Annotated in this window: 23 protein-coding genes; 8 read left to right on the forward strand and 15 right to left on the reverse strand. The window is 52.4% G+C overall.

Annotated elements, in window-relative coordinates; translation table 11 throughout:
- Positions 1–43: 43 nt before the first annotated feature.
- Positions 44–217 (forward strand): hypothetical protein, encoded by a 174-nt coding sequence (locus tag AC1MDE_RS07885; protein ID WP_166931874.1) that lies wholly within the window; start codon positions 44–46, stop codon positions 215–217.
- Here AC1MDE_RS07885 and AC1MDE_RS07890 read toward each other — a convergent pair.
- Positions 214–1,362, reverse strand: coding sequence for a glycoside hydrolase family protein (locus AC1MDE_RS07890; protein ID WP_479399810.1), 1,149 nt, complete (start codon positions 1,360–1,362; stop codon positions 214–216). The two genes, AC1MDE_RS07885 and AC1MDE_RS07890, sit on opposite strands and share 4 nt — an antisense overlap.
- 155 nt (positions 1,363–1,517) lie before the next feature.
- On the opposite strand from AC1MDE_RS07890, the gene AC1MDE_RS07895 reads away from it, so the two are divergent.
- Positions 1,518–2,975, forward strand: a complete 1,458-nt coding sequence (locus tag AC1MDE_RS07895; protein ID WP_058959609.1) for a phospholipase D-like domain-containing protein — start codon at positions 1,518–1,520, stop codon at positions 2,973–2,975.
- A 64-nt stretch (positions 2,976–3,039) separates the two neighbouring features.
- Here the strand turns inward: AC1MDE_RS07895 and mdoC are convergent, their stop codons facing one another.
- Complete coding sequence (gene mdoC, locus AC1MDE_RS07900; protein ID WP_480344464.1) at positions 3,040–4,191, reverse strand: glucans biosynthesis protein MdoC; 1,152 nt, start codon at positions 4,189–4,191, stop codon at positions 3,040–3,042.
- Positions 4,192–4,470: 279 nt separating this feature from the next.
- Here mdoC and AC1MDE_RS07905 point away from each other — a divergent pair, with 279 nt between their 5' ends.
- From AC1MDE_RS07905 to AC1MDE_RS07915, 3 genes are all read left to right on the forward strand, one after another.
- Positions 4,471–6,006: a glucan biosynthesis protein G gene (locus AC1MDE_RS07905; protein WP_182058499.1), complete on the forward strand. Its 1,536-nt coding sequence runs from the start codon at positions 4,471–4,473 to the stop codon at positions 6,004–6,006.
- Positions 5,999–8,548 (forward strand): glucans biosynthesis glucosyltransferase MdoH, encoded by a 2,550-nt coding sequence (gene mdoH / locus AC1MDE_RS07910; protein WP_058959607.1) that lies wholly within the window; start codon positions 5,999–6,001, stop codon positions 8,546–8,548. The genes AC1MDE_RS07905 and mdoH overlap by 8 nt, the downstream gene beginning before the upstream one ends.
- Positions 8,549–8,685: 137 nt before the next feature.
- On the forward strand, positions 8,686–8,925 hold the full coding sequence (locus AC1MDE_RS07915) for a YceK/YidQ family lipoprotein (RefSeq protein WP_211727775.1): 240 nt from the start codon (positions 8,686–8,688) through the stop codon (positions 8,923–8,925).
- 3 nt (positions 8,926–8,928) lie between these two features.
- Here the strand turns inward: AC1MDE_RS07915 and AC1MDE_RS07920 are convergent, their stop codons facing one another.
- From AC1MDE_RS07920 to AC1MDE_RS07930, 3 genes are all read right to left on the reverse strand, one after another.
- Positions 8,929–9,327 (reverse strand): MysB family protein, encoded by a 399-nt coding sequence (locus tag AC1MDE_RS07920; protein ID WP_034820175.1) that lies wholly within the window; start codon positions 9,325–9,327, stop codon positions 8,929–8,931.
- Between the two features lie 118 nt (positions 9,328–9,445).
- Entirely contained in the window at positions 9,446–9,712 is a 267-nt protein-coding gene (locus tag AC1MDE_RS07925; protein WP_034820172.1) for a hypothetical protein, read from the reverse strand.
- 558 nt (positions 9,713–10,270) lie between these two features.
- Positions 10,271–11,194, reverse strand: coding sequence for a Kdo(2)-lipid IV(A) acyltransferase (locus tag AC1MDE_RS07930; protein ID WP_034820169.1), 924 nt, complete (start codon positions 11,192–11,194; stop codon positions 10,271–10,273).
- 268 nt (positions 11,195–11,462) lie between these two features.
- On the opposite strand from AC1MDE_RS07930, the gene trhO reads away from it, so the two are divergent.
- Complete coding sequence (gene trhO / locus AC1MDE_RS07935) at positions 11,463–12,518, forward strand: oxygen-dependent tRNA uridine(34) hydroxylase TrhO (protein ID WP_058959603.1); 1,056 nt, start codon at positions 11,463–11,465, stop codon at positions 12,516–12,518.
- 44 nt (positions 12,519–12,562) lie between these two features.
- Here trhO and AC1MDE_RS07940 read toward each other — a convergent pair whose 3' ends face one another.
- From AC1MDE_RS07940 to mdtH, 10 genes are all read right to left on the reverse strand, one after another.
- Positions 12,563–13,138 carry a YceI family protein gene (locus tag AC1MDE_RS07940; protein ID WP_479398269.1) on the reverse strand — a complete coding sequence of 192 codons (576 nt, stop codon included), beginning with the start codon at positions 13,136–13,138 and terminating at the stop codon, positions 12,563–12,565.
- A 1-nt stretch (position 13,139) separates the two neighbouring features.
- Positions 13,140–13,712 carry a cytochrome b gene (locus AC1MDE_RS07945; RefSeq protein ID WP_479414611.1) on the reverse strand — a complete coding sequence of 191 codons (573 nt, stop codon included), beginning with the start codon at positions 13,710–13,712 and terminating at the stop codon, positions 13,140–13,142.
- Positions 13,713–14,006: 294 nt separating this feature from the next.
- A complete protein-coding gene (solA, locus tag AC1MDE_RS07950; protein WP_058959600.1) occupies positions 14,007–15,122 on the reverse strand; it encodes an N-methyl-L-tryptophan oxidase in 1,116 nt (371 codons plus the stop codon).
- Positions 15,123–15,229: 107 nt separating this feature from the next.
- Complete coding sequence (gene bssS, locus AC1MDE_RS07955; RefSeq protein WP_013508627.1) at positions 15,230–15,484, reverse strand: biofilm formation regulator BssS; 255 nt, start codon at positions 15,482–15,484, stop codon at positions 15,230–15,232.
- A 288-nt stretch (positions 15,485–15,772) separates the two neighbouring features.
- Positions 15,773–16,042 carry a hypothetical protein gene (locus tag AC1MDE_RS07960; RefSeq protein ID WP_034820140.1) on the reverse strand — a complete coding sequence of 90 codons (270 nt, stop codon included), beginning with the start codon at positions 16,040–16,042 and terminating at the stop codon, positions 15,773–15,775.
- A gap of 143 nt (positions 16,043–16,185) precedes the next feature.
- Positions 16,186–16,431 (reverse strand): DNA damage-inducible protein I, encoded by a 246-nt coding sequence (dinI, locus tag AC1MDE_RS07965; protein WP_034820137.1) that lies wholly within the window; start codon positions 16,429–16,431, stop codon positions 16,186–16,188.
- Positions 16,432–16,499: 68 nt separating this feature from the next.
- Positions 16,500–17,546 carry a dihydroorotase gene (gene pyrC, locus AC1MDE_RS07970; RefSeq protein WP_058959599.1) on the reverse strand — a complete coding sequence of 349 codons (1,047 nt, stop codon included), beginning with the start codon at positions 17,544–17,546 and terminating at the stop codon, positions 16,500–16,502.
- Positions 17,547–17,681: 135 nt separating this feature from the next.
- Positions 17,682–18,245 carry a lipoprotein gene (locus AC1MDE_RS07975; RefSeq protein ID WP_038647632.1) on the reverse strand — a complete coding sequence of 188 codons (564 nt, stop codon included), beginning with the start codon at positions 18,243–18,245 and terminating at the stop codon, positions 17,682–17,684.
- Positions 18,246–18,355: 110 nt separating this feature from the next.
- Positions 18,356–19,003, reverse strand: a complete 648-nt coding sequence (grxB, locus tag AC1MDE_RS07980; protein WP_058959598.1) for a glutaredoxin 2 — start codon at positions 19,001–19,003, stop codon at positions 18,356–18,358.
- A gap of 91 nt (positions 19,004–19,094) precedes the next feature.
- On the reverse strand, positions 19,095–20,297 hold the full coding sequence (mdtH, locus tag AC1MDE_RS07985; RefSeq protein ID WP_479414610.1) for a multidrug efflux MFS transporter MdtH: 1,203 nt from the start codon (positions 20,295–20,297) through the stop codon (positions 19,095–19,097).
- 244 nt (positions 20,298–20,541) lie between these two features.
- Between mdtH and rimJ the strand changes: the two genes are divergently transcribed.
- Together rimJ and AC1MDE_RS07995 are read left to right on the forward strand one after the other, a co-directional pair.
- Entirely contained in the window at positions 20,542–21,135 is a 594-nt protein-coding gene (gene rimJ, locus AC1MDE_RS07990; RefSeq protein ID WP_034820126.1) for a ribosomal protein S5-alanine N-acetyltransferase, read from the forward strand.
- A gap of 12 nt (positions 21,136–21,147) precedes the next feature.
- The gene (locus AC1MDE_RS07995) at positions 21,148–21,789 is read left to right on the forward strand and encodes a DUF480 domain-containing protein (RefSeq protein ID WP_034820121.1); all 642 of its coding nucleotides are present in this window, start codon (positions 21,148–21,150) and stop codon (positions 21,787–21,789) included.
- Position 21,790: the final 1 nt, after the last annotated feature.

Genomic DNA, 21,790 nt, shown 5'->3' on the forward strand with positions numbered 1-21,790 from the left:
CTAAGGTCAGCAACAGTTCATGGAAGCCTGCAAGGAGATGTCGATGGAAGCCCGAGATGACAAACTGATCGCCATAATTGGCCTGCTCTCCGCCTGTTTAATCGGCGTGGTGTTCCTGTTCACCATGACATGGCTGACCGATGTGCGCCATCCCGCCGATCCCACGCTTGATGTACAAACCTGTCCGCCAAAAGTTCATCCGACACAACACTCTTAATCCTGCTTTTCCCGGTTGTGCCACTTAATTTGCTGACTGCGTAGCTCTAACGCCAGGGCTTCGTGTAGCGTGCGATTGCCATTGGGATCGCCCAGGCCAAACAGCGCGCCAGGTGAACGTCGATCGTCTGCCCAGGCCGGATATTCGACTACCGGATAGAGCGAAATGCCTTCCAGCGCCACCCCTTCGTCCAGGGCTAACAGCGCCTCTTCCGTGACATGCCGCAGCCAGGGCGCGCGCGCGTCGCCTTCCGCACCGGTTTCTGCCAGCAATAATGGACGTTGATAGCGTTGCCAGCATTGCAGCATCAGGCGATGCAGCGGTTGATAAGTCGCGTGTTCAGCGGGGATGGTGTCGCCGGAAAAGAACCAGTGATTATCGGGATAGTAATTCAGGCCGAGAATATCGAGGAAGTCTTCACGTCCGCCCAGCTCCGGCGCATCGCGCCCGGCAATCCAGTCCCAGGCTTCAAACTGGGACTGATGCTGGGCATCTGCATAGGGCTTACTGTCGGGGTTGTCGGGGTCGGCAGCGATTTGCACCAGCGGATCGGTGAGTACAAAGCGCGCATCAGGATAAACCTCGCGAACCGCATGCATCGCCGCCAGCGAGGCGCGTACCAGCTGACGTTTTAGCTCGCGGCCGCGCTCGCTGGCATAGGGATCAAGCCAGGAAACATCTGCCCCGGCCCACGACCAGAACGAGATTTGGTTGATTGGGGTGAAAAAAGGGTGTTCAACGCCTTCATCACGCATCAACTGCGCCATGGCACGTGCGAAACGCTCAAAATGATCGACAAAGGCGCTACGCCAGATATCAAGGTGTTCCGGGTAGCCAAAATGGGCTAATTCCCAGATGATCTGCATATCGTGACGTGCGGCGGCATGGACCATCGGTAAAAAGCTGCGCCAGTCATATTCACCTGGCGTGGCTTCGATTAAATGCCAGCGTGCACCGTCGCGGGCAGTGTGTAATCCTTCCTGCGCCAGCGCAGCGTAATCTTTCTCCAGTAACATATCGTGACCACTACTGATCACCATATCCATACGACGGCCCCCGCTGCGGCAGGCGGTGGAGCAGGGGAAGCTACCCTGGAAGAAACTGCGGAAAAGCTGCGGGTGATGGCGCGGGGATTGCTGAGTCATCATCCTCTCCTCACGGTAAACGTCGGATGCAGAACGCACGCCTAAGTCTAGACTGTAAACTAAAGACGCGTCAGCGAGCGGTAGCAGATATCTCTGATGGCCATCCGATGCGGTAAGACCAACAATAATAGATCCAGTGAATTCAGGGATTCGGTATGAGTGAAGCAGCATCCGTTCAGCAACCGCCAGCGGGCGAAGGGTTACGAGAGATTGTTGATGCACGTTGTGCGCTGCATCCTGGGATGAGTGGCATTCATCCCCTTAACGATGGTTTGGACGCTTTTGCCGCGCGCTATCTGCTGATGGGCATGGCGCAACACACTATTGATGTGCAGTACTACATCTGGCACAACGACATGTCTGGCCGTCTGTTGTTTAGCGCGTTGCTGGATGCCGCCGAACGTGGCGTCAACGTTCGCTTGCTATTAGATGACAATAATACGCCGGGCCTGGATGACACGCTGGCCGAACTCGATCGCCATCCCAATATTGCGGTGCGCTTATTCAATCCCTTTTCCTTTCGCACCCTGCGCGCGCTCGGTTACCTGACTGATTTCGCCCGACTTAATCGACGCATGCACAATAAGAGCCTGACGGTGGATGGGGCCGTGACACTGGTCGGTGGGCGCAATATCGGCGACGAATATTTCGGGACTGGCGATGAGCCGCTGTTTACCGATTTGGACGTGCTGGCGATTGGCCCGGTGGTACATCAAGTCGCGCACGATTTCGAGCGCTACTGGCACAGTAAAGCGGTTTCACCCTTGCGCGCGGTAGTAGATGTCTCGGGCGATGCCCATCAGGCTGTGCGTTTACCGGCAGAGTGGCAGCAGAGTGAAGCCGTTCAGCGTTATCTGGCGCGGCTGGAGCACTCTTCTTTTGTCAGCCAAATGGAACAGGGATCAATGCAGATGACGTGGGCAGAATCGCGCCTGTTGAGTGATGATCCACGCAAGGGACTTGGCAAAGCGAAACGTTCCAGCCTGTTGCCGCAACGCATGCTGGAGGTGATTGGCACACCGCAACAGCAGTTCGATATCATCTCGGCGTATTTTGTGCCCACGCGTGCCGGCGTGGCTCATCTGGTCGCACTGAAGCGGCGGGGTGTCAAAATCGCCATACTCACCAATTCACTGGCGGCCAATGATGTGTCTGTGGTACACGCAGGTTATGCGCGCTGGCGCAAGAAGTTGCTGCGTCATGGTATTGCGCTGTATGAGACGAAGCCGCAAGCCAACGCCAGTGACGCCCCGCATGACCGCGGGTTAACCGGTAATTCCGGTTCTAGCTTGCATGCCAAAACGTTCACCGTCGATAACCGGAAAGTGTTTATCGGCTCATTCAATTTTGATCCCCGCTCTGCGGTGCTTAACACTGAAATGGGGCTGGTGATTGAGAGTGAAGCCCTGGCGCAGCAAACCCATCAGCGCTTTATTGCCGGGATGCGCGATCGCGCCTGGACACTGCGTCTGGACAACTGGGGGCGGGTGAACTGGGTTGAGTATCCCGGTGAAGCAGGTGAGGTGGTGCACAAGCATGAGCCGCAGTGTACCTGGATACAACGACTGCTGGTGCGATTGGTGTGGCGCTTACCGGTGGAGTGGTTGTTGTAAATGACGCAGGACATGCTGGCGCACCGGACAACAATCGCCCCCACATTGTGGGGGCTGATGCCGATTACCGTGTAGCAGAGGGCGCTTTAACCGCATTGCGCTGGGGTTTACCGGAGAACAGGAAACGCAACAGCGGAATGCGCAGATGGATTTCGTACAGCGTAAAAGCAATCCCAAACACCATCAGCAAGCCCACAAAAAAGCCCAGCGTATTGCTGCTAATGTGTGGGGTGACGTAAATGCCATACAGAATGGTCAGCGGATGGTGCACCAGATAGATAAACAGTGAGGCATTCACTAAATACATGATGCGCGGTGAGTGGCTGTTTAGCAGCTTGTGGCCAAAGCTAAAGCAGACATTCAGCATACAAAGTCCCATCAAGGTTGAGATCACCTCATCGATTTCATACAGCCAGCCATCGCCGCTGCTGTAGCGTTGATTCAGGCTATAGGCGATAAACACCGCAATGGCGCCAAAGCACATCACCGGATTGAAGCGCACAAACAAGGCTTTCAGCGCCTGATGTTTCCATGCCAGTGCACCGAGCATAAAGAACGGCAGGAACGTCAGGGTTTGCATCACGGCCACGCTAAACAGACCATCGGCGAACACATTAGGCACGGCATAAAACAGCACGCGGCGGAACAGGCACCAGATCAATGCATAAGCCAAAAACGCCAGCGTCAGTTTCCCCCAGCCAACCTGCTGATAATCAATTTTCCGTTTCTGGCTGCGCAGCCAGCGGAAGGTCAGCATGCCGAATGCCGTCAGAATCACTAAAACCAGTAAAAACCACAGATGAGAAATCAGTTCCCACGCCAGCGTGTTGTACTTGTCATATAAAGAAAAGCTATCCCAATGACCCACTTTGTCGGTCAGATTTTTTAGCATAAAAAACTGCGGCAGGGTAATGAGCGGAATGGCGGTTAACAGCGGGATACCTACACGCTCCATGCGGACCTTCAGCCAGTGTTGTGGCTGGTAGCGCAGGTAAAGCATGTAGGAAAAATAACCAGAAATAACAAAGAACACCTGCATGCGGAAGGCGTGGATGAAGTCATTCAAAACGGTTAACCACATCGAGGCATCGTGGCTATTCACGGCCCAGCGCTGTGTGGAGTAAATCAACGAGACGTGAAAGGGCACGCCTAATAACATTAAGTACGCTCGAATGGAGTCGAGAAAATATTCGCGTTCGGGTTTTGCTGAACTCATAAGCTTCCAATTTGTCAGTTTACTTGCCGGTTTCACCCTGAAACCGGATTATGCTGGATGAAAATTCTACCGCCTGTAAACAGCGTATACTATCAGGTGATTCTGTATCTTAACCTGAAGGGTTTAATTATCCGAAAAGCACACTTTCAGCTTACAAATCAGCGGAACAATCTTGTGCATAAGCTGTCGGAAAACCGAATAATCCTTTAAGATAAATGGGTTTGATCTGAGCACACGAAAGGGGGGGATGTGCTAAATAAAGTGAATAAAAAAGTGGGACTGGTAAAAATGCGCTGGGTAGGCGCGGCAGTTCTGCTGGCGTTGTACGCCAACAATAGCTGGGCGTTCAACATTGATGATGTGGCAAAACAAGCCAAGGCGCTGGCAGGGAAAGGTTACGAAGCGCCGAAGAGCAATTTACCCTCTCAGTTTCGTGATATGAAATTTGCGGATTATCAGCAGATCCAGTTTAACCACGACAAAGCATACTGGGGCAAACTGCGCACGCCGTTTAAGCTCGAGTTTTACCATCAGGGCATGTATTTCGATACGCCGGTGAAAATTAATGAAGTCACCGCCTCATCAGTACGTGAAATCAAATATAACCCTGACTATTTCAACTTCGGCAACGTGAAACACGATGCTGATTCCGTCAAGAACCTCGGGTTTGCCGGATTCAAAGTACTGTATCCTCTAAACAAAAAGGGTAAAGACGACGAAATCACCAGTTTCCTGGGCGCCAGCTATTTCCGCGTGATTGGCGAAGGTCAGGTGTATGGTCTTTCAGCGCGCGGCTTAGCGATTGATACTGCACTGCCATCAGGTGAAGAGTTCCCGCGCTTTAAAGAGTTCTGGATTGAACGTCCAAAACCTCAGGACAAGCAGCTGGTGATCTATGCACTGCTGGATTCGCCACGTGCGTCCGGTGCTTATCGCTTCATTATCAAACCGGGCAAAGAGTCGACGGTGGATGTGCAGTCTAAGGTTTACCTGCGTGACAACGTCGGCAAACTGGGCGTGGCACCACTGACCAGCATGTTCCTGTTTGGTGCTAACCAGCCTTCACCGGTGACCAATTTCCGTAACGAGTTACATGACTCGAATGGGCTGTCCATTCACGCGGGCAACGGTGAGTGGATTTGGCGTCCGCTGAACAACCCGAAACACCTGGCGGTGAGCACCTTTACCATCGAAAATCCGAAAGGGTTCGGATTGCTGCAGCGTGGCCGTGATTTCAGCCATTACCAGGATCTCGACGATCGCTACGATCTGCGTCCAAGCGGTTGGGTTGAGCCACAGGGTGACTGGGGTAAAGGCCGTGTCGAACTGGTCGAAATCCCGACAGCGGATGAAACCAACGACAACATCGTGGCTTTCTGGACGCCTGAGAAATTGCCAGAGCCGGGCAAAGAGATGAATTTCCAATATCGTCTGCACTTCACGCGTGATGAAAACCAACTGCATCAGGATGATGTGGCATGGGTGAAAAACACGCTGCGTTCTGCGGGTGATGTGAAGCAGTCTAACCTGGTACGTCAGCCGGATGGCTCAATTGCCTTTACCATCGACTTCGTCGGTAAAGCGATGAGCAAACTGCCGGACAATACTCAGGTCGCGCCTCAGGTCAGTGTAGGCAACAATGCCGACGTGGTTGAGCAGAGTGTACGCTACAACCCGGTGACCAAAGGCTGGCGTTTGGTATTGCGTCTGCGCGTGAAAGATAACAAGCAGCCGACCGAAATGCGTGCGGCGCTGGTGAGCGGCGACAAGACATTGACGGAAACCTGGAGCTATCAGCTACCTGCCAATGAATAAATCGACTTTTTTACCTCAATCTTACGTGGAGGCCCTGCCGCTTGATGCGGCGGGGCGCGCTCGTCTGAGTGATTCGTTACAGAATGCACAGGCGTTCCACGCTATTCATACGGCGCTGGGGCAAGATGTTGCCGCCAGCGATCGCCCGGATGATGCGCCGCTAAAATCGGTGTCATCACGCGTACAGATGGCCTGGCCGGATTCACTGGCCGAGGGTCAACAACTCAGTAAGGATTATCTCGACCGCACCACGCTGAAGGCGATGCCTAAAGTGAAGCGCTCGCTGATGTTCCCTGAGATCTGGCGCACCAACCCGATCGCGCGTGCATGGGATTCTGTGCGTGGGAAAAAATCCACGCCGCGTTATGCCACAGCGGAAGAGCAAAAGACCGAAGATAAGTGGCGTCATGTCGGTTCTATGCGCCGTTATGTCCTGCTGATTCTGACGATTTTACAGACGGTAGTGGCGACCTGGTACATGAAAACCATTCTGCCATATCAGGGCTGGACGCTGCTCGATCCTATCGAGTTGTTTAACCAGAACTGGCTGCAGTCGGTAGAGCTGATCCTGCCTTACATTTTGCAAACCGGGATATTGTTCCTGTTTGCCATTCTGTTCTGCTGGGTGTCCGCTGGTTTCTGGACCGCGTTGATGGGCTTCCTGCAGTTGATGATGGGTCGCGACAAATACAGCATTTCGTATTCGACCACGGGTGATGAGCCGCTCAATCCGGAGCATCGTACTGCGCTGATCATGCCGATCTGTAACGAAGACGTTGAACGCGTATTCGCCGGTCTGCGTGCCACCTGGGAATCGGTGCAGCGCACAGGTAATGCCGAGCACTTCGATGTCTATATCCTGAGCGACAGCTACGATGCCGATATCGCCATCGCTGAGCAGAAAGCCTGGATGGAGCTGGTGCGTGATGTCGGAGGCGCAGGCAAGATTTTCTATCGCCGTCGCCGTCGTCGTGTGAAGCGTAAAAGCGGTAACATCGATGACTTCTGCCGTCGCTGGGGCAGCAATTACAGCTACATGGTGGTGCTGGATGCTGACAGCGTGATGAGCGGTGAGTGTCTCACCGGACTGGTGCGCATGATGGAAGCCAATCCGAACGCCGGTATTATCCAGTCGTCGCCAAAAGCGTCAGGCATGGACACGCTGTATGCGCGTTGTCAGCAGTTCGCGACCCGCGTCTATGGCCCGCTGTTTACCGCCGGTCTGCACTTCTGGCAGTTGGGCGAATCGCACTACTGGGGCCATAACGCCATCATCCGTGTTCAGCCGTTCATCGAGCACTGTGCGTTAGCACCGCTGCCTGGTGAAGGTTCTTTTGCCGGTTCAATTCTGTCACATGACTTCGTTGAAGCCGCGCTGATGCGCCGTGCCGGTTGGGGGGTGTGGATCGCCTATGATCTGCCGGGCTCTTACGAGGAACTGCCGCCGAACCTGCTGGATGAACTGAAGCGTGACCGTCGCTGGTGCCACGGTAACCTGATGAACTTCCGTCTGTTCCTGGTGAAGGGGATGCACCCGGTTCACCGTGCGGTGTTCCTGACCGGTGTGATGTCTTATCTGTCAGCACCGTTGTGGTTTATGTTCCTCGCCTTGTCCACCGCGTTGCAGGTGGTACATACGCTGATGGAACCGACCTACTTCCTGCAACCGCGCCAGCTGTTCCCGGTGTGGCCGCAGTGGCGTCCTGATTTGGCGATCGCGCTATTCTCTACCACGTTGGTACTGCTGTTCCTGCCGAAGCTGCTCAGTGTGGTGTTGATCTGGTTCAAAGGTGCCAAACCATACGGTGGTGCCATTCGACTGTTCTGCTCGCTGATTCTGGAAATGCTGTTCTCGGTGTTGCTGGCACCGGTGCGTATGCTGTTCCACACGGTATTCGTGGTCAGCGCGTTCCTCGGCTGGGAAGTGGTGTGGAACTCACCGCAGCGTGATGACGATGCTACACCATGGGGCGAAGCTTTCCGTCGTCATGGTTCTCAGATGCTGTTAGGTATCGTTTGGGCGGCCGGTATGGGTGTGCTCGATCTGAACTTCTTATGGTGGCTGGCGCCGATTGTGTTCTCACTGATTCTGTCGCCGTTTGTGTCGGTGATGTCGAGCCGTGCAACGGTGGGACAGAAGAGTAAGAATGCGAAGCTGTTCCTTATCCCGGAAGAGTATGAACCACCAAAAGAGCTGGTTGATACCGATCACTACCTGCAGTTGAACCGCGAGCGGGCGTTGAAGAATGGCTTTATGCATGCCTTGTTCAACCCGGCATTCAATGCACTGGCAACCGCAATGGCCACGTCGCGTCACAAACAGAGTGCGTTGCTGGATCATGCACGCGACCGCCGTGTCGATCAGGCACTGAGCGATGCGCCTGAGAAACTGAACCGCGAGCAGCGTTTGCAGCTCATCAGTGACCCAGTAGTGCTGGCGCGCGTGCACTCACGCCTGTGGGAAAGTGCAGAGAAATATCATCAATGGGTGGAGAGTTATCAGAAATTGACACTCAATCCTGAGGCGCTTCCACAGCGCTAACCTCGAAAACCTAAAAGCGGCAGCGATGCCGCTTTTTTTTGCCAACATTCTGACTAACACAATCTTTACGCGCACAGGTGTAGTTATTCCACCCGTGACCCGGTTAAACTAACGCCAGTTCATTGTGAGTAAATGTTGTGAATTATTTCCTTAAATTAACCCTATTGTGTGCCACCACACTCGTGTTGAGCGGCTGCGGCAGTATTATCAGCCGAACCGTCCCGGGACAGGGACATGGCAGCCAGTATTATCCCGGTGTGCAATGGGATGTGCGTGACGGGCCATGGCGCGTGCTGACCATCCTTGATCTGCCACTCTCGCTGGTGATGGATACGCTGTTGCTGCCCGTCGATGCCAGCCACGGCCCTTACGAGTAACGCTTACGCCCATTTATCCGATGGGCTATCGTCATCTTCCCATTCCTCAGCCGCAGCTTCACCCTCTTCGAGATCACGTGGTGGCTCCAGCTGGAATTCCCCTTCATCCCACTCGTGCAGGGTGTTTTCCGACTGCCACTCCTGACGCAGTTCCACCTCATCGAAATCGCCGTCAAATATCGCCTGGGCTGCTTCGCCGCTGCAGATCGGCAGGCATTCACCTTGCTCATCTTCACCGTCAAAGAACTCTGCCTGCCACATGATGTCACCATCCTGCATCACGTACTTTTGTAGCGAGAACTGGCTCACGCTGGCATCGTCCTCGTGCACATCCGTCTGGCTGGCGAGAAACTCCTCGCGTGCGGCGTCGATAGCTTCTTCAAGCGTGCTGTACAAGCTCATAATGAACTCCATGTCTGTTGAAAGGGATTTCACAGAAGAATAGACGAAAAATGGAAGTGTGCAGGGCAGGCATAGAATAACGGCGGGCGGATGAATGCAATTCAACCGCCCAAACCGTTTAGATCATCTTTTGCGGGAAATGCAGTACAGGACGTACTGACTCGCGAATAATAGGAGCAGAGTAACGAATGCAGCATTTAATACAGGGTTTCACCTTTTTAAAATTAATACGAGCGGTTGATAAAGCCTGATTTAAATTATAGAGCGTACCGATAAAAACCATATCCTCCTTAACGGGTAGACGTTTACACTCTTTCCGATGCAAGAGGTGGTAGCCCTCTTGATCAGTACTGATTGTCACGTAGTAATAGATGCCTTTATTCATATTATAGGTTCCTGCGATATATTTGCTGTGTGTAATCTTTTTATATTTTTAGAAGGGCAGTTATTTGGCTAACTGTCACGGTTGAAATTAACTGGAATCGATTTCGCTAACAAATTCCAGAAAGGAATAAGCATAGCTCTTCTTTTGTAGAAACAGAATATAAAGGGGGTGGACTAAGACAATACCTTGTTATGTAAGTTAATTTTACTGGATTGATAAGCGGAGCAAAAGCATTCAGCAATATTAAATAGGAATAGGCCTGGAATGCGTGAAAATTAGATCCGTGGCCACCTGTTTCAATTGATGAAGCTTTTTGATGCTGCTGGATGAGAATTCAAAGAGATGCGCATTTTAGTGTTTACATTTCGTTAACAAAGATTAATATTCTGCATTTCTACAGGTTATTCTGCTCCATGGATTAAGTTAAAGCTGGACCTAACAATGCCATCAGCCTGAATTCAGACTGGTCCGGTTTGACTAAAATTGACAGACTATCGTCGTGAAATAACGCAAATTTCTTCAGGAAAGCGTGGAGCACAGACTGTGCTCCACATCACATTAATACAGCGATGGTTGACCTTCAGGGCGGGTTTTAAAACGGCGGTGCAACCACATGTACTGCTCTGGTGCCAACAGAACGGTTTCTTCAACCACTTTATTCATCACGATAGCGGTATCGAGTTCATTCTCGAGCGAGAACTTATGGCGAATGTCAGGCATCATTTTAAGCTCATAACCGCGTCCGTTGGGCAGGCGGCGGGCGAGAAACGGGATCACGCTGGGATTGCCCAATCGAATCAACATATGCGTGCCCGTGGTGGTTGCCGCATCCTGCACGGCAAAGAACGGGGCAAACACGCTACTGCGCGGGCCATAATCATGATCAGGCGCGTACCAGATGATGTCGTTGTTCTTCATGGCGCGAATCATGCCTTTGAGATCTTTGCGATCCAGCATGCTCTTATTTGAGCGCATGCGTCCCCAGGTTTGCAGCCAGTCGATGAGCTTATTGTCATTCGGCCGGTAAACGCCAATGCCTGGGTTGTGCATGCCAAACACGCGAGCACCCAGCTCCAGCGTCAGGAAATGCATGCCAATCAATAAAATGCCGCGTTTTTCCGCAAGCGCATGGCTGACATGTTCGAGCCCGGAAGTGGCCACCCATTTTTGAATACGCCAGTCAGGCCAGAACCACGCCATACCGGTTTCAATCAGCCCCATGCCAACCGATTCAAAGTTGTGCTTCACCATGGCTTCACGTTCGCTGGTAGGCATATCCGGAAAACAGAGTTCCAGGTTACGTTGCGCGACTTCCACACGACGTTTTAAGAAGCGCATGGCAATGCGGCCCAGGCCACAGCCAATCGTATGCAGCACCGGGTAAGGAAGTAACACCAGCAAATAAAGAAAGCCGATACCTATCCAGGTCAGCCAGTAACGCGGGTGAAGAAGTTCACGGGAAAATTGGGGAAGTTGAGTCATGGAAATGTCAGTATCCTGCGTCTTGTGCCAGAGAGTCCGGTTTCTGTTATTTGTCGTTATTATGCCATTTTTTCGTGCTGACTGAAATCAAGCATAGCCTGCAGGCGGGTGTAAGGCAGTCAGATTGCGCATTAATCTACAACTGCGGCGGAGAATTGCGTCGGTAATCACGCCATTCAGGATTATCTGACCAGGGGCTTTGCATCGAGCGGAATTCAGGTATCATGTGCGCGCTAAATTTCTCTGATTGCTAACAGGATCGAACACCATGCCAGTGTTACATAACCTTGTTTCCAATAAAGAGCTGAAAGAACGTATGCTGGCTGAAAACGAGCCGCGTACCACAGTCTCTTTTTACAAGTACTTCCAGATTGCCGACCCGAAAGTCTTCCGTGATGCCCTCTACATTGCGCTAACAAAGCTCAAGGTCTTTGGACGCGTCTACGTGGCAAAAGAGGGGATCAACGCGCAAATCAGCGTTCCTGCCAGCCAGTACGAAGCCATGAAAACTGCACTGTATGCGTTTGACCCGGCGTTAAATAACCTGCGAATGAACATTGCGCTGGACGATGATGGCAAATCTTTCTGGGTACTGCGCCTGAAAGTTCGTGAGCGCATTGTGGCCGATGGCATTGAAGATGAAAGCTTTGATGCCAGCGATGTCGGTGCCTATTTAAAAGCCGCAGACGTCAATGCGATGCTGGATGATCCCGATGCGGTGTTTGTCGACATGCGTAATCACTACGAATTCGAAGTGGGCCACTTCGATCAGGCGATGGAAGTCCCGGCCGACACCTTCCGCGATCAGCTGCCGATGGCCGTGGATATGCTGCAGGAGCATAAAGACAAAAAGATTGTCATGTACTGTACCGGCGGGATCCGCTGCGAAAAAGCCAGTGCGTGGATGAAACACAAAGGCTTCAATGATGTTTACCACATTGAAGGCGGCATCATTGAATATACCCGCCGTGCGCGTGAGCAGGGTTTGCCTGTCCGTTTCAAAGGTAAAAACTTTGTGTTTGATGAACGTATGGGCGAACGTATTTCTGACGATATTCTCTCGAGTTGCCACCAGTGCGGCGTGCCGTGCGATAGTCACACTAACTGCGTCAATGACGGATGCCATCTGCTGTTCATTCAGTGCCCGAGCTGTGCGGAGAAATACCACAACTGCTGCAGCCCGCTGTGCATGGAAGAGGCGACATTAACACCGGAAGAGCAGCGTTCACGCCGCGCAGGCCGTGAAAACGGTAATAAAGTGTTCAACAAGTCGCGTGGTTTACTCAATATGACGATGGCGATCCCCGCGCCAGAGAAAAAGTAAACGACATCCAGCCTGAAGTCACATGATCTCAGGCTGGCTCTGCCTTACTGCCGCACACCTTCCACAGAAATAATCAGCTCTGCTTTCTGCGATGCCGGTCCAAGATCTTTAGTAATATTGAATTCCTTCAACACAATTTCACCGTGAGCTTCAAAGCCGGCACGATAGCCACCCCAGGGATCTTTACCTTCGCCCAGCAGTCGGGCGTCCAGCGTGATCGGCTTTGTCACGCCGTTGAGCGTCAGGTCACCCGTGATCTTGTACTCTTTGCCCTCTTTTTTCACTGCGGTTGAGGCAAAGGTGGCTTGTGGGAATTTGGCAGTGTTAAGAAAATCGGCACTGCGAATATGCTTGTCGCGTTCGGCATGGTTAGTGTCGAGGCTGGCGGTGTTCAGCGTGACGCTAACCTTATCGCTCGCAGGGTTAGCTTCGTCAAAGCTGAAAGTCCCGTCAAAATCCTTAAACGTGCCGTATAACCAGCTATAACCCAGGTGCTGAATACGGAACTGTACGAAGGCGTGCTGGCCTTCTTTATCAAATTTATAGTCTGCTGCGCTGGCCAGCAAACTGGTGCCTAACAGACTGGCGGCACTCAGTGTCAGTAGCGTCTTCTTGAGCATTTTACTTCTCCTTTTCAGAGGTTAACGGGATGTGGTAACCCAGCATCCTTTTCAATGTGACGTCTCGATCAATAAAATGGTGTTTTAATGCCGCCAGCCCATGCAGCGCGGAAAACAGCACTAATCCCCAGGCCAGCCACAAATGCAGATCGCCAGCCAAATCAGCCTGTTCACCTGCTCCACTTAACAGGGCGGGCACTTCGAACCATCCGAACACAGAGATAGCTTTGCCATCGGCGGTCGATATCAGGTAGCCGCTTACCAGTAGCAGCAACAACAAGCCATACAACAGCCCGTGAGCCAGGCTGGCGGAGCGGCGAATTAAGGGAGAATAGTGTGGTAAGAGTGCGGGTGGGGGAGAAATAACACGCCAGCCAAGGCGCAGCAGTAATGTGGCAAATAGGAGCATGCCAATGCCTTTGTGGATTTCCGGGGCGCTGTGATACCAGCCATCGTAATATCCCAATCCGACCATCCACAGACCCAGCGCAAACATGCCGTAAATGACCAGCGCCATCAGCCAATGCAACATAATGGTCATTAGCCCGAAATGTTGTCTGGAGTTACGCCACATAAAAGTGAATCCATATCTGGAAATAGGTGGTAATAAGCATCCATACTTTGAAATATGAAAGCAATTAAGCTTACCTTTCTATAAAATTTAAAAAGACATTCGGAAATTGTGCGTTTATATCGATGTCTGCGTCAGAAATATTGACGATGGCTGTATAGGTGGCGGGGAAATAAAATTGAATTGAATATTGCTACACCTAATGCGGCAATCTTAACGCTAAAATGTCAGGAAAGAACTATTAATGTAAGCTTGCGTCAATATAACGCTGGCGCCTGAGGCGCCAGCGAGACAACGTTAAGCAAAGCGCGAAAGTGAAAACGGCTTCAGGTCAAAGGAGAAGGGCTTATCCTGGGCAAATTCACTGGCAAGTTCACCTAATACGCTGGCAAATTTAAATCCGTGTCCACTCAAGCCGGTAATAATTAATCGATTTGGCTCGCCTGGAAGGGTATCTATAATAAAGTCTTCATCAGATGTGTTGTCATAACTGCAGGCCTCACCGTGTAAGCAAACGCCAACCCCTGGTAAGAACTGACGCAGGAAACTGAAGGCTTCGCTGCCGTCTGCAGCGATACTGCCGAAAGGTTTACGATCTTCGGGTTTCTGCATCAGCTGCCCGCCATCGTGACGTCCCACTTTTAATGCATTGTTGTCGGCAGGGAAGCCATAAAAGTGACTGCCATCAGGCATCTCCACCGTGAAGCCAGGAAATTGGTTGTTCTCGCTATAACGTCCATCTGCCTGATACCAGGCAAAGACTTTACGCACCGGTTGTACTGGCAAATCTTTTACCAGCTCACTCACCCAGGTTCCGGCACTGACCAATAATTTACGCGCGCGAAACACGCCGTCGCGGGTAGTGACTTGCTGCAAGTCACCATCGCGTGCGATCTCACTCACCGGGCAATTAAACAGTTGTGCGCAGCCCGCCTGTTCAGCCAGCTGTATCCAGCTACGAACCGCCTGCTCACATTTCAGGAAGCCGGAGTGAGGTTCGAATACCCCAATGTAGCCGTCGGGCACAGAGATCTGCGGCCAGCGCTTGCGCACTTCGTCTGCCTGCAGGATTTTTACTTCCAGTTGATAGGTTTTGGCGCTGTCGATGACATTTTGGATAAATGAGGAAGTGAGGGGGGCCAGATTGAGGATGCCGCTTCGATGCATAATGCGTTCACCGCTCTGACGTTCCAGCTCATCCCACAAGGTTTGTGCGCGCAGCACCAGCGGGACATAGCGTTCACCTTCGCCATAGGCATGGCGGATCAGGCGTGTTTCACCGTGGTGTGTGCCCTGGCTGTGCGGAGGATGGGCACTATCAATCATCAATACCGATAAGCCTGCCTGGGTTGCGTAAAAACCGGCGGCGGCTCCCACCGATCCGCTGCCCACCACAATCAGATCATAAACCATAACCACATCACTCCTGCCAAACGACGAAATTTTTCAACAGCATAGCAAAAAAATCGTGCCCATGAAAAAGGCACCCTATTGGGTGCCCTTTCACGCGAAGTAAGAAATTAGTGCTTTTGATTATCGCGTAGGTATTGCTCTGTGGACTCAATCTTTGCAATGCCAGCTTCGAGTATCGAGATGAACTGTCTGGCTACGTCGGTAGTCAGCCAGTAGGTGGGTCCCACGTCAGCTTCTTCTTCTTTCTGATCCTGCGATGATAGCGAGTGCAGGCGGATCATCATGGCGTCATAACTGTCTACGGTACTGATGTCCCATCCAACCAGCGGATGAGTCTGAATGACGTCTTTATTTCTGTCCATTATAACCTCCTTATTACTCGTTAAACGAAGTGCTTCTTGAGGTTCAATGCGGCTTTTCTTGCACTAGCGGAACAATTATAACATGAAACAGGCGGTACAATAGTTAAAACGTGTGGCGATTAAAAAGAGAACGATAATAAATGCGTTCAGAATGCGACTTTTGTCGAATAATAAAGTGCCCGCTGCTTCGGGCCTTTATTCGATAATCGTGACAGTGGCTACACCTTAGTTATCGGCGGCGTTAGGGGAAAACTTTACGCTTCAGCGACAAGTAAAAAAAGGCCAGTTTCAGGCCTGCGCTTCTGGAGGCAGCTGGCCATTACGCCGCTGAATCTCTTCAGCCAACCGAGTAAAGTGCTGCTGTAACTGTGCGTCGTGGTTCTGATTTTGCGCTTCGAGCGACAGATTATGCACCAGTAACTGACTGGCGCGATCGTCGAGGCAGAACGTCAAACTGGCAAAGGCATTTTCCAGCACCGTTAAACGTCGCTGCTGTTCAGCAATTAATGCCAGCAATTCACCGAAGGTCATCGCCTCTTCTGGTTTTTCAGTAGTCATGTAAAACACCTCCCGTAAGCATGACGAGGCAAGGATAGGGGATCGTTAAACATGAGTCTAGATGCAGCGACTTTATCTGGCGAGAGGGAAATTAAAACAAAAAAACCGGGTGGCGAAACCCGGCAAAAACGGCACAGTGGCAGTTAATCAGTAATAAACCAGTCGTCTGCGCTTTCCCACGTTTCTTGTAAAATATCGCTAATGCGTTCGCGTGACGCTTTACAGCCACCAAATACACTCAATTGATTGCCACCCGCATAACGGACTTTGACATGGTGATCGTCATCGGGAAAATCACGGGAAATACGACGGGTAAGTTCGGCACTGAGTGCATCCAGTGCACCTGCGGGAAGGGGCTGAGTTTTCGCTACGGTAATTTCAACACGCATAAAAGCCTCCGGGATAATATACTGGTTATTTGTACAGTAAAATTATCCCAAAGGCAAGCTGTGCAATATTATTCTTTGATACGCCAGTTTAGGGTTTCACCTGCCAGGAACGGCACCAGCGTGTCATCGGCCACGTTGATGGTGTCCTGCACTGTCCAGGACTCACGTACCAGCGTCAGTGTGCCCTCATTTAGCGGCAGGCCGTAGAAGTTCGGACCGTTTTCTGAACAGAACGCTTCGAAATGTTCCAGCGCATTCAACTCTTCGAATACCGTGGCATAGGCAGGCAGTGATGTCGGGGCGTTAAACACGCCGGCACAGCCGCAGCTCGCCTCTTTAAGGTGACGCAGATGTGGTGCGGTGTCCGTGCCAAGGAATACGCGACGATTGCCGCTGGCCACCAGGCTGCGCAGTGCTTCCTGGTGAATGTTGCGTTTCAGAATCGGCAGGCAGTAGAGATGAGGACGTACACCGCCCACCAGCATGTGATTGCGGTTAAACATCAAATGCTGCGGCGTGATGGTGGCACCCAGCAGGTCGTTGCCCGCAGCCAGATATTCTGCCGCTTCTTTGGTGGTGATGTGTTCCATCACCACTTTCAGGGCAGGGAAACGCTGACGCAGCGGTTCCAGCACGGTTTCGATAAAGCGTGCTTCACGGTCAAAAATATCGATGTGCGAATCCGTGACTTCACCGTGTACCAGCATCGGCATACCGATCTGCTGCATACGATCCAGCACGCTGGCAATGGAGTCAATATTGGTGACGCCGTGGCTGGAGTTGGTGGTGGCATGCGCGGGATAGAGTTTCGCTGCGGTAAAAGTCCCGTTGCGGAAGCCACGCTCAATTTCATCCGGATCTAAGGAATCAGTGAGATAGCAGGTCATCAGTGGCGTAAAAGCGTGTTCTGCAGGCAGCGCAGCCATAATGCGCTCGCGATAGGCAATGGCGGCATCGACGCTGGTCACCGGTGGAACCAGGTTTGGCATGACAATCGCACGACCATTGACCGCACTGGTATAAGGCAAAACTGCATTAAGCATCGCGCCATCGCGCAGATGGATATGCCAATCGTCAGGGCGGCGAATCGTGATTTGCTGGGGTTGGGCTGTCATTCAAAAAGGCTCCGGCTGAGAAAAAACGAATGGGCACGTTTAGGCCGGGGAGTAATCATAAGGGTGTGAGCAACCGTTTGCACGGGATTTTATTGCCGGAAACAAAAACCGCACCCGAAGGTGCGGTGGTTGAGGTTAATCCGTAAACGGAATCACCAATTGTCCCGGTTTCACTTCAATACCCTTGGCAAATTTCTTCGCCAGTGCTTCCCCTTTACTACGGTCTTCGCTCAGCACATAGGCAGGCTTCTCATTGAAGTAGCGTTTGAGAGACTCATTAAGATAAGGCGTCAGTGTTTTCATGATGGACGCCATCTTTTCTGGTTGTACTTGCGCGTCGACAATTTCAATATCATGCAGATAAATCGCGCCTTCCTGCGCATTGAAAATCGGCTGCGCTTTCATCTTCAGCTGCATCTCAGCCTGCTGCGGACCAAACAGCGAGCTGACATTGATGTTTGCTTTGCCGGAGAGGGTAATCTTACCGGGTTCTTCACGACCAATCTGACTGGTGAGATCGCTGAGCACGATGTGTGCATTGACCAGCCCGGATACGCCGACGTCTTTTTCGAAGTTATTGCGCTTCTGCAGCGCTTGATTCACTTCCTGTTCGCTAATGGTGTATTGCGTCAATTGATTACAGCCGCTCAACAGCACGGCTAAAAACAGGGCTAATAGCCCAGACATCGCCTTTTTCATAGATCCTCATCCTGAACGATACGGCAAAACAGCCATAGCCTGCCTGAAACCGGGCCAGGTGTCACCAGGAGAGGGATGAGAAACGCCGCAGCGTTTCTCATCGGACGGGGCTATGCCGCGATGGAAGAGAGCAGGTTAATCTGGGTTTGCTTCGCCATATTGTCGCGGTAATCCGCTACGCGACTCGGCCATTCGATGCCAGCCACTAAGGTGAGCGAACGCAGGAGCGGAAACAGATTGATATCGTCTTCAGACAGTTCGCCATTCACGGCATTGGGTTTGACGATGAGCTTATCGAGTTGGCGCAGGTCATCACTGATGTTTTTTATCAGCCCGGGCGCGTGTTTACGCAGCTCAGTGAAATCTCCGACGCTGGCCTGTTTTTTCTCACGGAAGTAACTCCGCGCTTCCGGCGTGGCAAATTCCGCAAACGAGGCATCAGCGATGCGCGGAATCAGCAGCTTATTGATATAGCCGTTAACGCGGCGCAGCCATTCGCTGATGGCGGGGTTGTTTTTACCATTAAGCAGCGGCTCGCGATCCTGCTTATCCACCAATCGGACAATGTCCATACTCTCTGGCATCGCACTGCCATCGGCTTTTTGCAGAATGGGCGCCATCTTCTGCCCGATGAGTTTTTTTGGCATCTGCTCATCGTCATTGAGCATGACGATCAATTCAACCGGCAGGTTCTTTAAGCCAAAAATCATGCGTGCTTTTACGCAGAAAGGGCAGTGATCGTAGATGTAGAGTTTCATCCCGTTTCTCCTGTGTAAATCTAAGGGTGACGGAGGTCACCCTTTTTTCGGACGTGCGGGAAGTATGGAAGAGATCATCCGAAGGGGCAAACTAGCTGCTGAAGATGATCGGTGCCACCGGGCGCGGCTGGAACTGCCACCACAGGGCCAGCAGGGTGATGATGCCAACGCTGCTCAGCAACATCCAGGGCAGCTCAGGCAGAGCCAATTGCTGGCCCATGTCGAACATCCACCCGCCACCGGAGTAGCCAATCAGACCGCCGATGGCCAGACCTGAACGACTGAATCCCATGTAACTGCCCCGCGCGCGAGAACTGGCCAACGATGCGCTGAGCGTCTCGCGTGCCGGTTCGGCGATGATGGACCCCAGGTAGAACACGCCGATTAACAAAAACAGCGAAGGGAGAGATTGGGTCATGCCGACAGGTAGCAGGCTAAAGGTCATCAGGAATAAACCCGCCATAAGCCGGGTTTCCAGGCGGAAGCGTTTTTCGCTCCAGCGGGCCAGCGGATAGAGCAGGCTGAGCGACAGCATGGCTTCGATGGCGTACATCCATTTCACGGCGGCGGGCGCACCAGCCACCTGATTCACCATCACCGGCAGCATCAGCATGACCTGCACGGCCAGAATGTAGTAGCCGGTCAACGTCAGCACATAGAGGCGAAAACGTTTATCCTGCCAGACACGCTGCATACCTTCGCGCATCGCAATGCGTTCCGTTGAGATGCGCCACGCCGGTAGCCACACGGCGTTAAATATCGCCGCAGCGACAAACACCGCTGCACCCACCCAGCACACCAGGCGGAAATCCCACGCCAGCAACCAACTGCCAATCAGCGCCCCTAGCACCGCTCCCGCGCTGTCCTGCATCATCAGCAGCGAGAAGAAGCGACCACGCTCACGAGCGCGCACCAGTTTTACCACCATGGCGCTGCGGGGCGGGTCAAACAAGGTGCCACCGAGGCCGGAAAGCAAACAGGCCAGCCACAGCATCCAGGGTTGATGCGCCAGCGCCATGCAGGCAAATCCGGCTGCGCGCATCAGCATGCCCGTCACAATCAGCGGACGTGCGCCAAAACGGTCCGCAATCGCGCCGCCGAAAATGCCTAGCCCCTGCTGTACAAATTGACGCAAACCCAGCGCGATACCCACCATTAACGCCGCCCAGCCCAGTTGCTCAACGAAATGGATAGAAATCAGTGGAAATACCACGAAAAAGCCTAACACCACCAACATGTTATCGACTAAGAGGAATGTTTTACCGAGGCGTCGTGCCCGCGCTACCCGAGACATGCTTAATCCTGAGCAAGAGAAGAGAAAAGTGACCAGTTGGTCTATTTTCCGCCTGCGCTGACGGGAAAGACAGCGTATCCAGGATGATATTTTTTCATCGAATCCGCAGAAAAATTAATCCTGGATAAGGATGAATTGCGTGGCAGGGTCTTGAGGGTTTTACCGTAGTGAAAGGGACGGTTATAGTGAGAAGTATCGCCTCAGGCGTACATCTTTCTTAAAGTTATGGATTTCAGGAGTCATGATGTTTGGCTATCGTTCCGCTGGACCCCGCGTGCGCCTGACTACCGATCGTTTGGTGGTCCGTTTAGTTCACGAGCGCGATGCCTGGCGATTGGCAGATTATTATGCAGAGAACCGCGTCTTTCTTAAACCCTGGGAGCCGGTGCGCGACGAGAGCCACTGCTATCCCTCGGGCTGGCAGGCACGCCTGGGACTGATCGCGGATATGCACAAACAGGGCTCAGCCTACTATTTTGTGCTGATGGACCCGGAAGAGCATGAAGTGCGCGGTGTCGCCAATTTTAGCAATGTGCTGCGCGGTTCATTTCACGCCTGTTACCTTGGTTATTCATTAGGCGAGAAGTGGCAGGGGCAAGGCATGATGTTTGAAGCGTTGCAGTCAGCGATTCGCTATATGCAGCGGCAGCAACGCATTCACCGCATTATGGCTAACTATATGCCGCATAATCAGCGCAGCGGTGATTTGCTGGCGCGTCTCGGATTCGAGAAAGAGGGTTATGCCAAAGATTACTTGCTGATTGATGGACGCTGGCAGGATCACGTGCTGACCGCGCTGACGTGGCAGGAGTGGACCGCGGATCGTCGTGGACAATAAAAGGAAAACCGCATGAAGATGGCTTTATCCGCGCAGGCGCTGCGTGTGATCGGTTGCCTGTTAGAGAAACAGGTCACTACTCCGGATCAATATCCGCTTTCCCTTAACGGCGTGGTCACTGCCTGTAATCAAAAATCCAACCGTGAACCGGTGATGAACCTGAGTGAAATGGAGGTGCAATCTCAGCTTGATGAGCTGGTGAAAAAGCATCTGGCCACCTCCAATAACGGGTTCGGTCAACGCGTCAGTAAGTATGAACAGCGCTTCTGTAACTCTGCATTCGGTAATTTGCAGCTTAACAGCGCAGAAGTGGCGGTGCTGACGCTACTGTTCTTACGCGGCGCACAGACGCCGGGTGAGCTACGTACCCGTAGTGGACGTTTGCATGAGTTCAGCGATATGAATGAGGTCGAGCAAACGTTGAACGGCTTAATCACCCGTGATGACGGCCCGATGGTGGTGCGTCTGGCACGTGAGCCGGGTAAACGCGAAAGCCGTTATATGCATCTGTTCGGCGGCGATGTGGCTGAAGCACCCGCCGCGAGCACGGATGAGATGGACAGTGAAGATTTGGTCAGCCGGGTTGCGCAGTTGGAACAACAGGTGGCTCAGCTGCAATCCCAGCTGGAGCACCTGTTGCAGAAGGAGCAATAAC

It is taken from the genome of Pantoea folii (assembly GCF_056678875.1).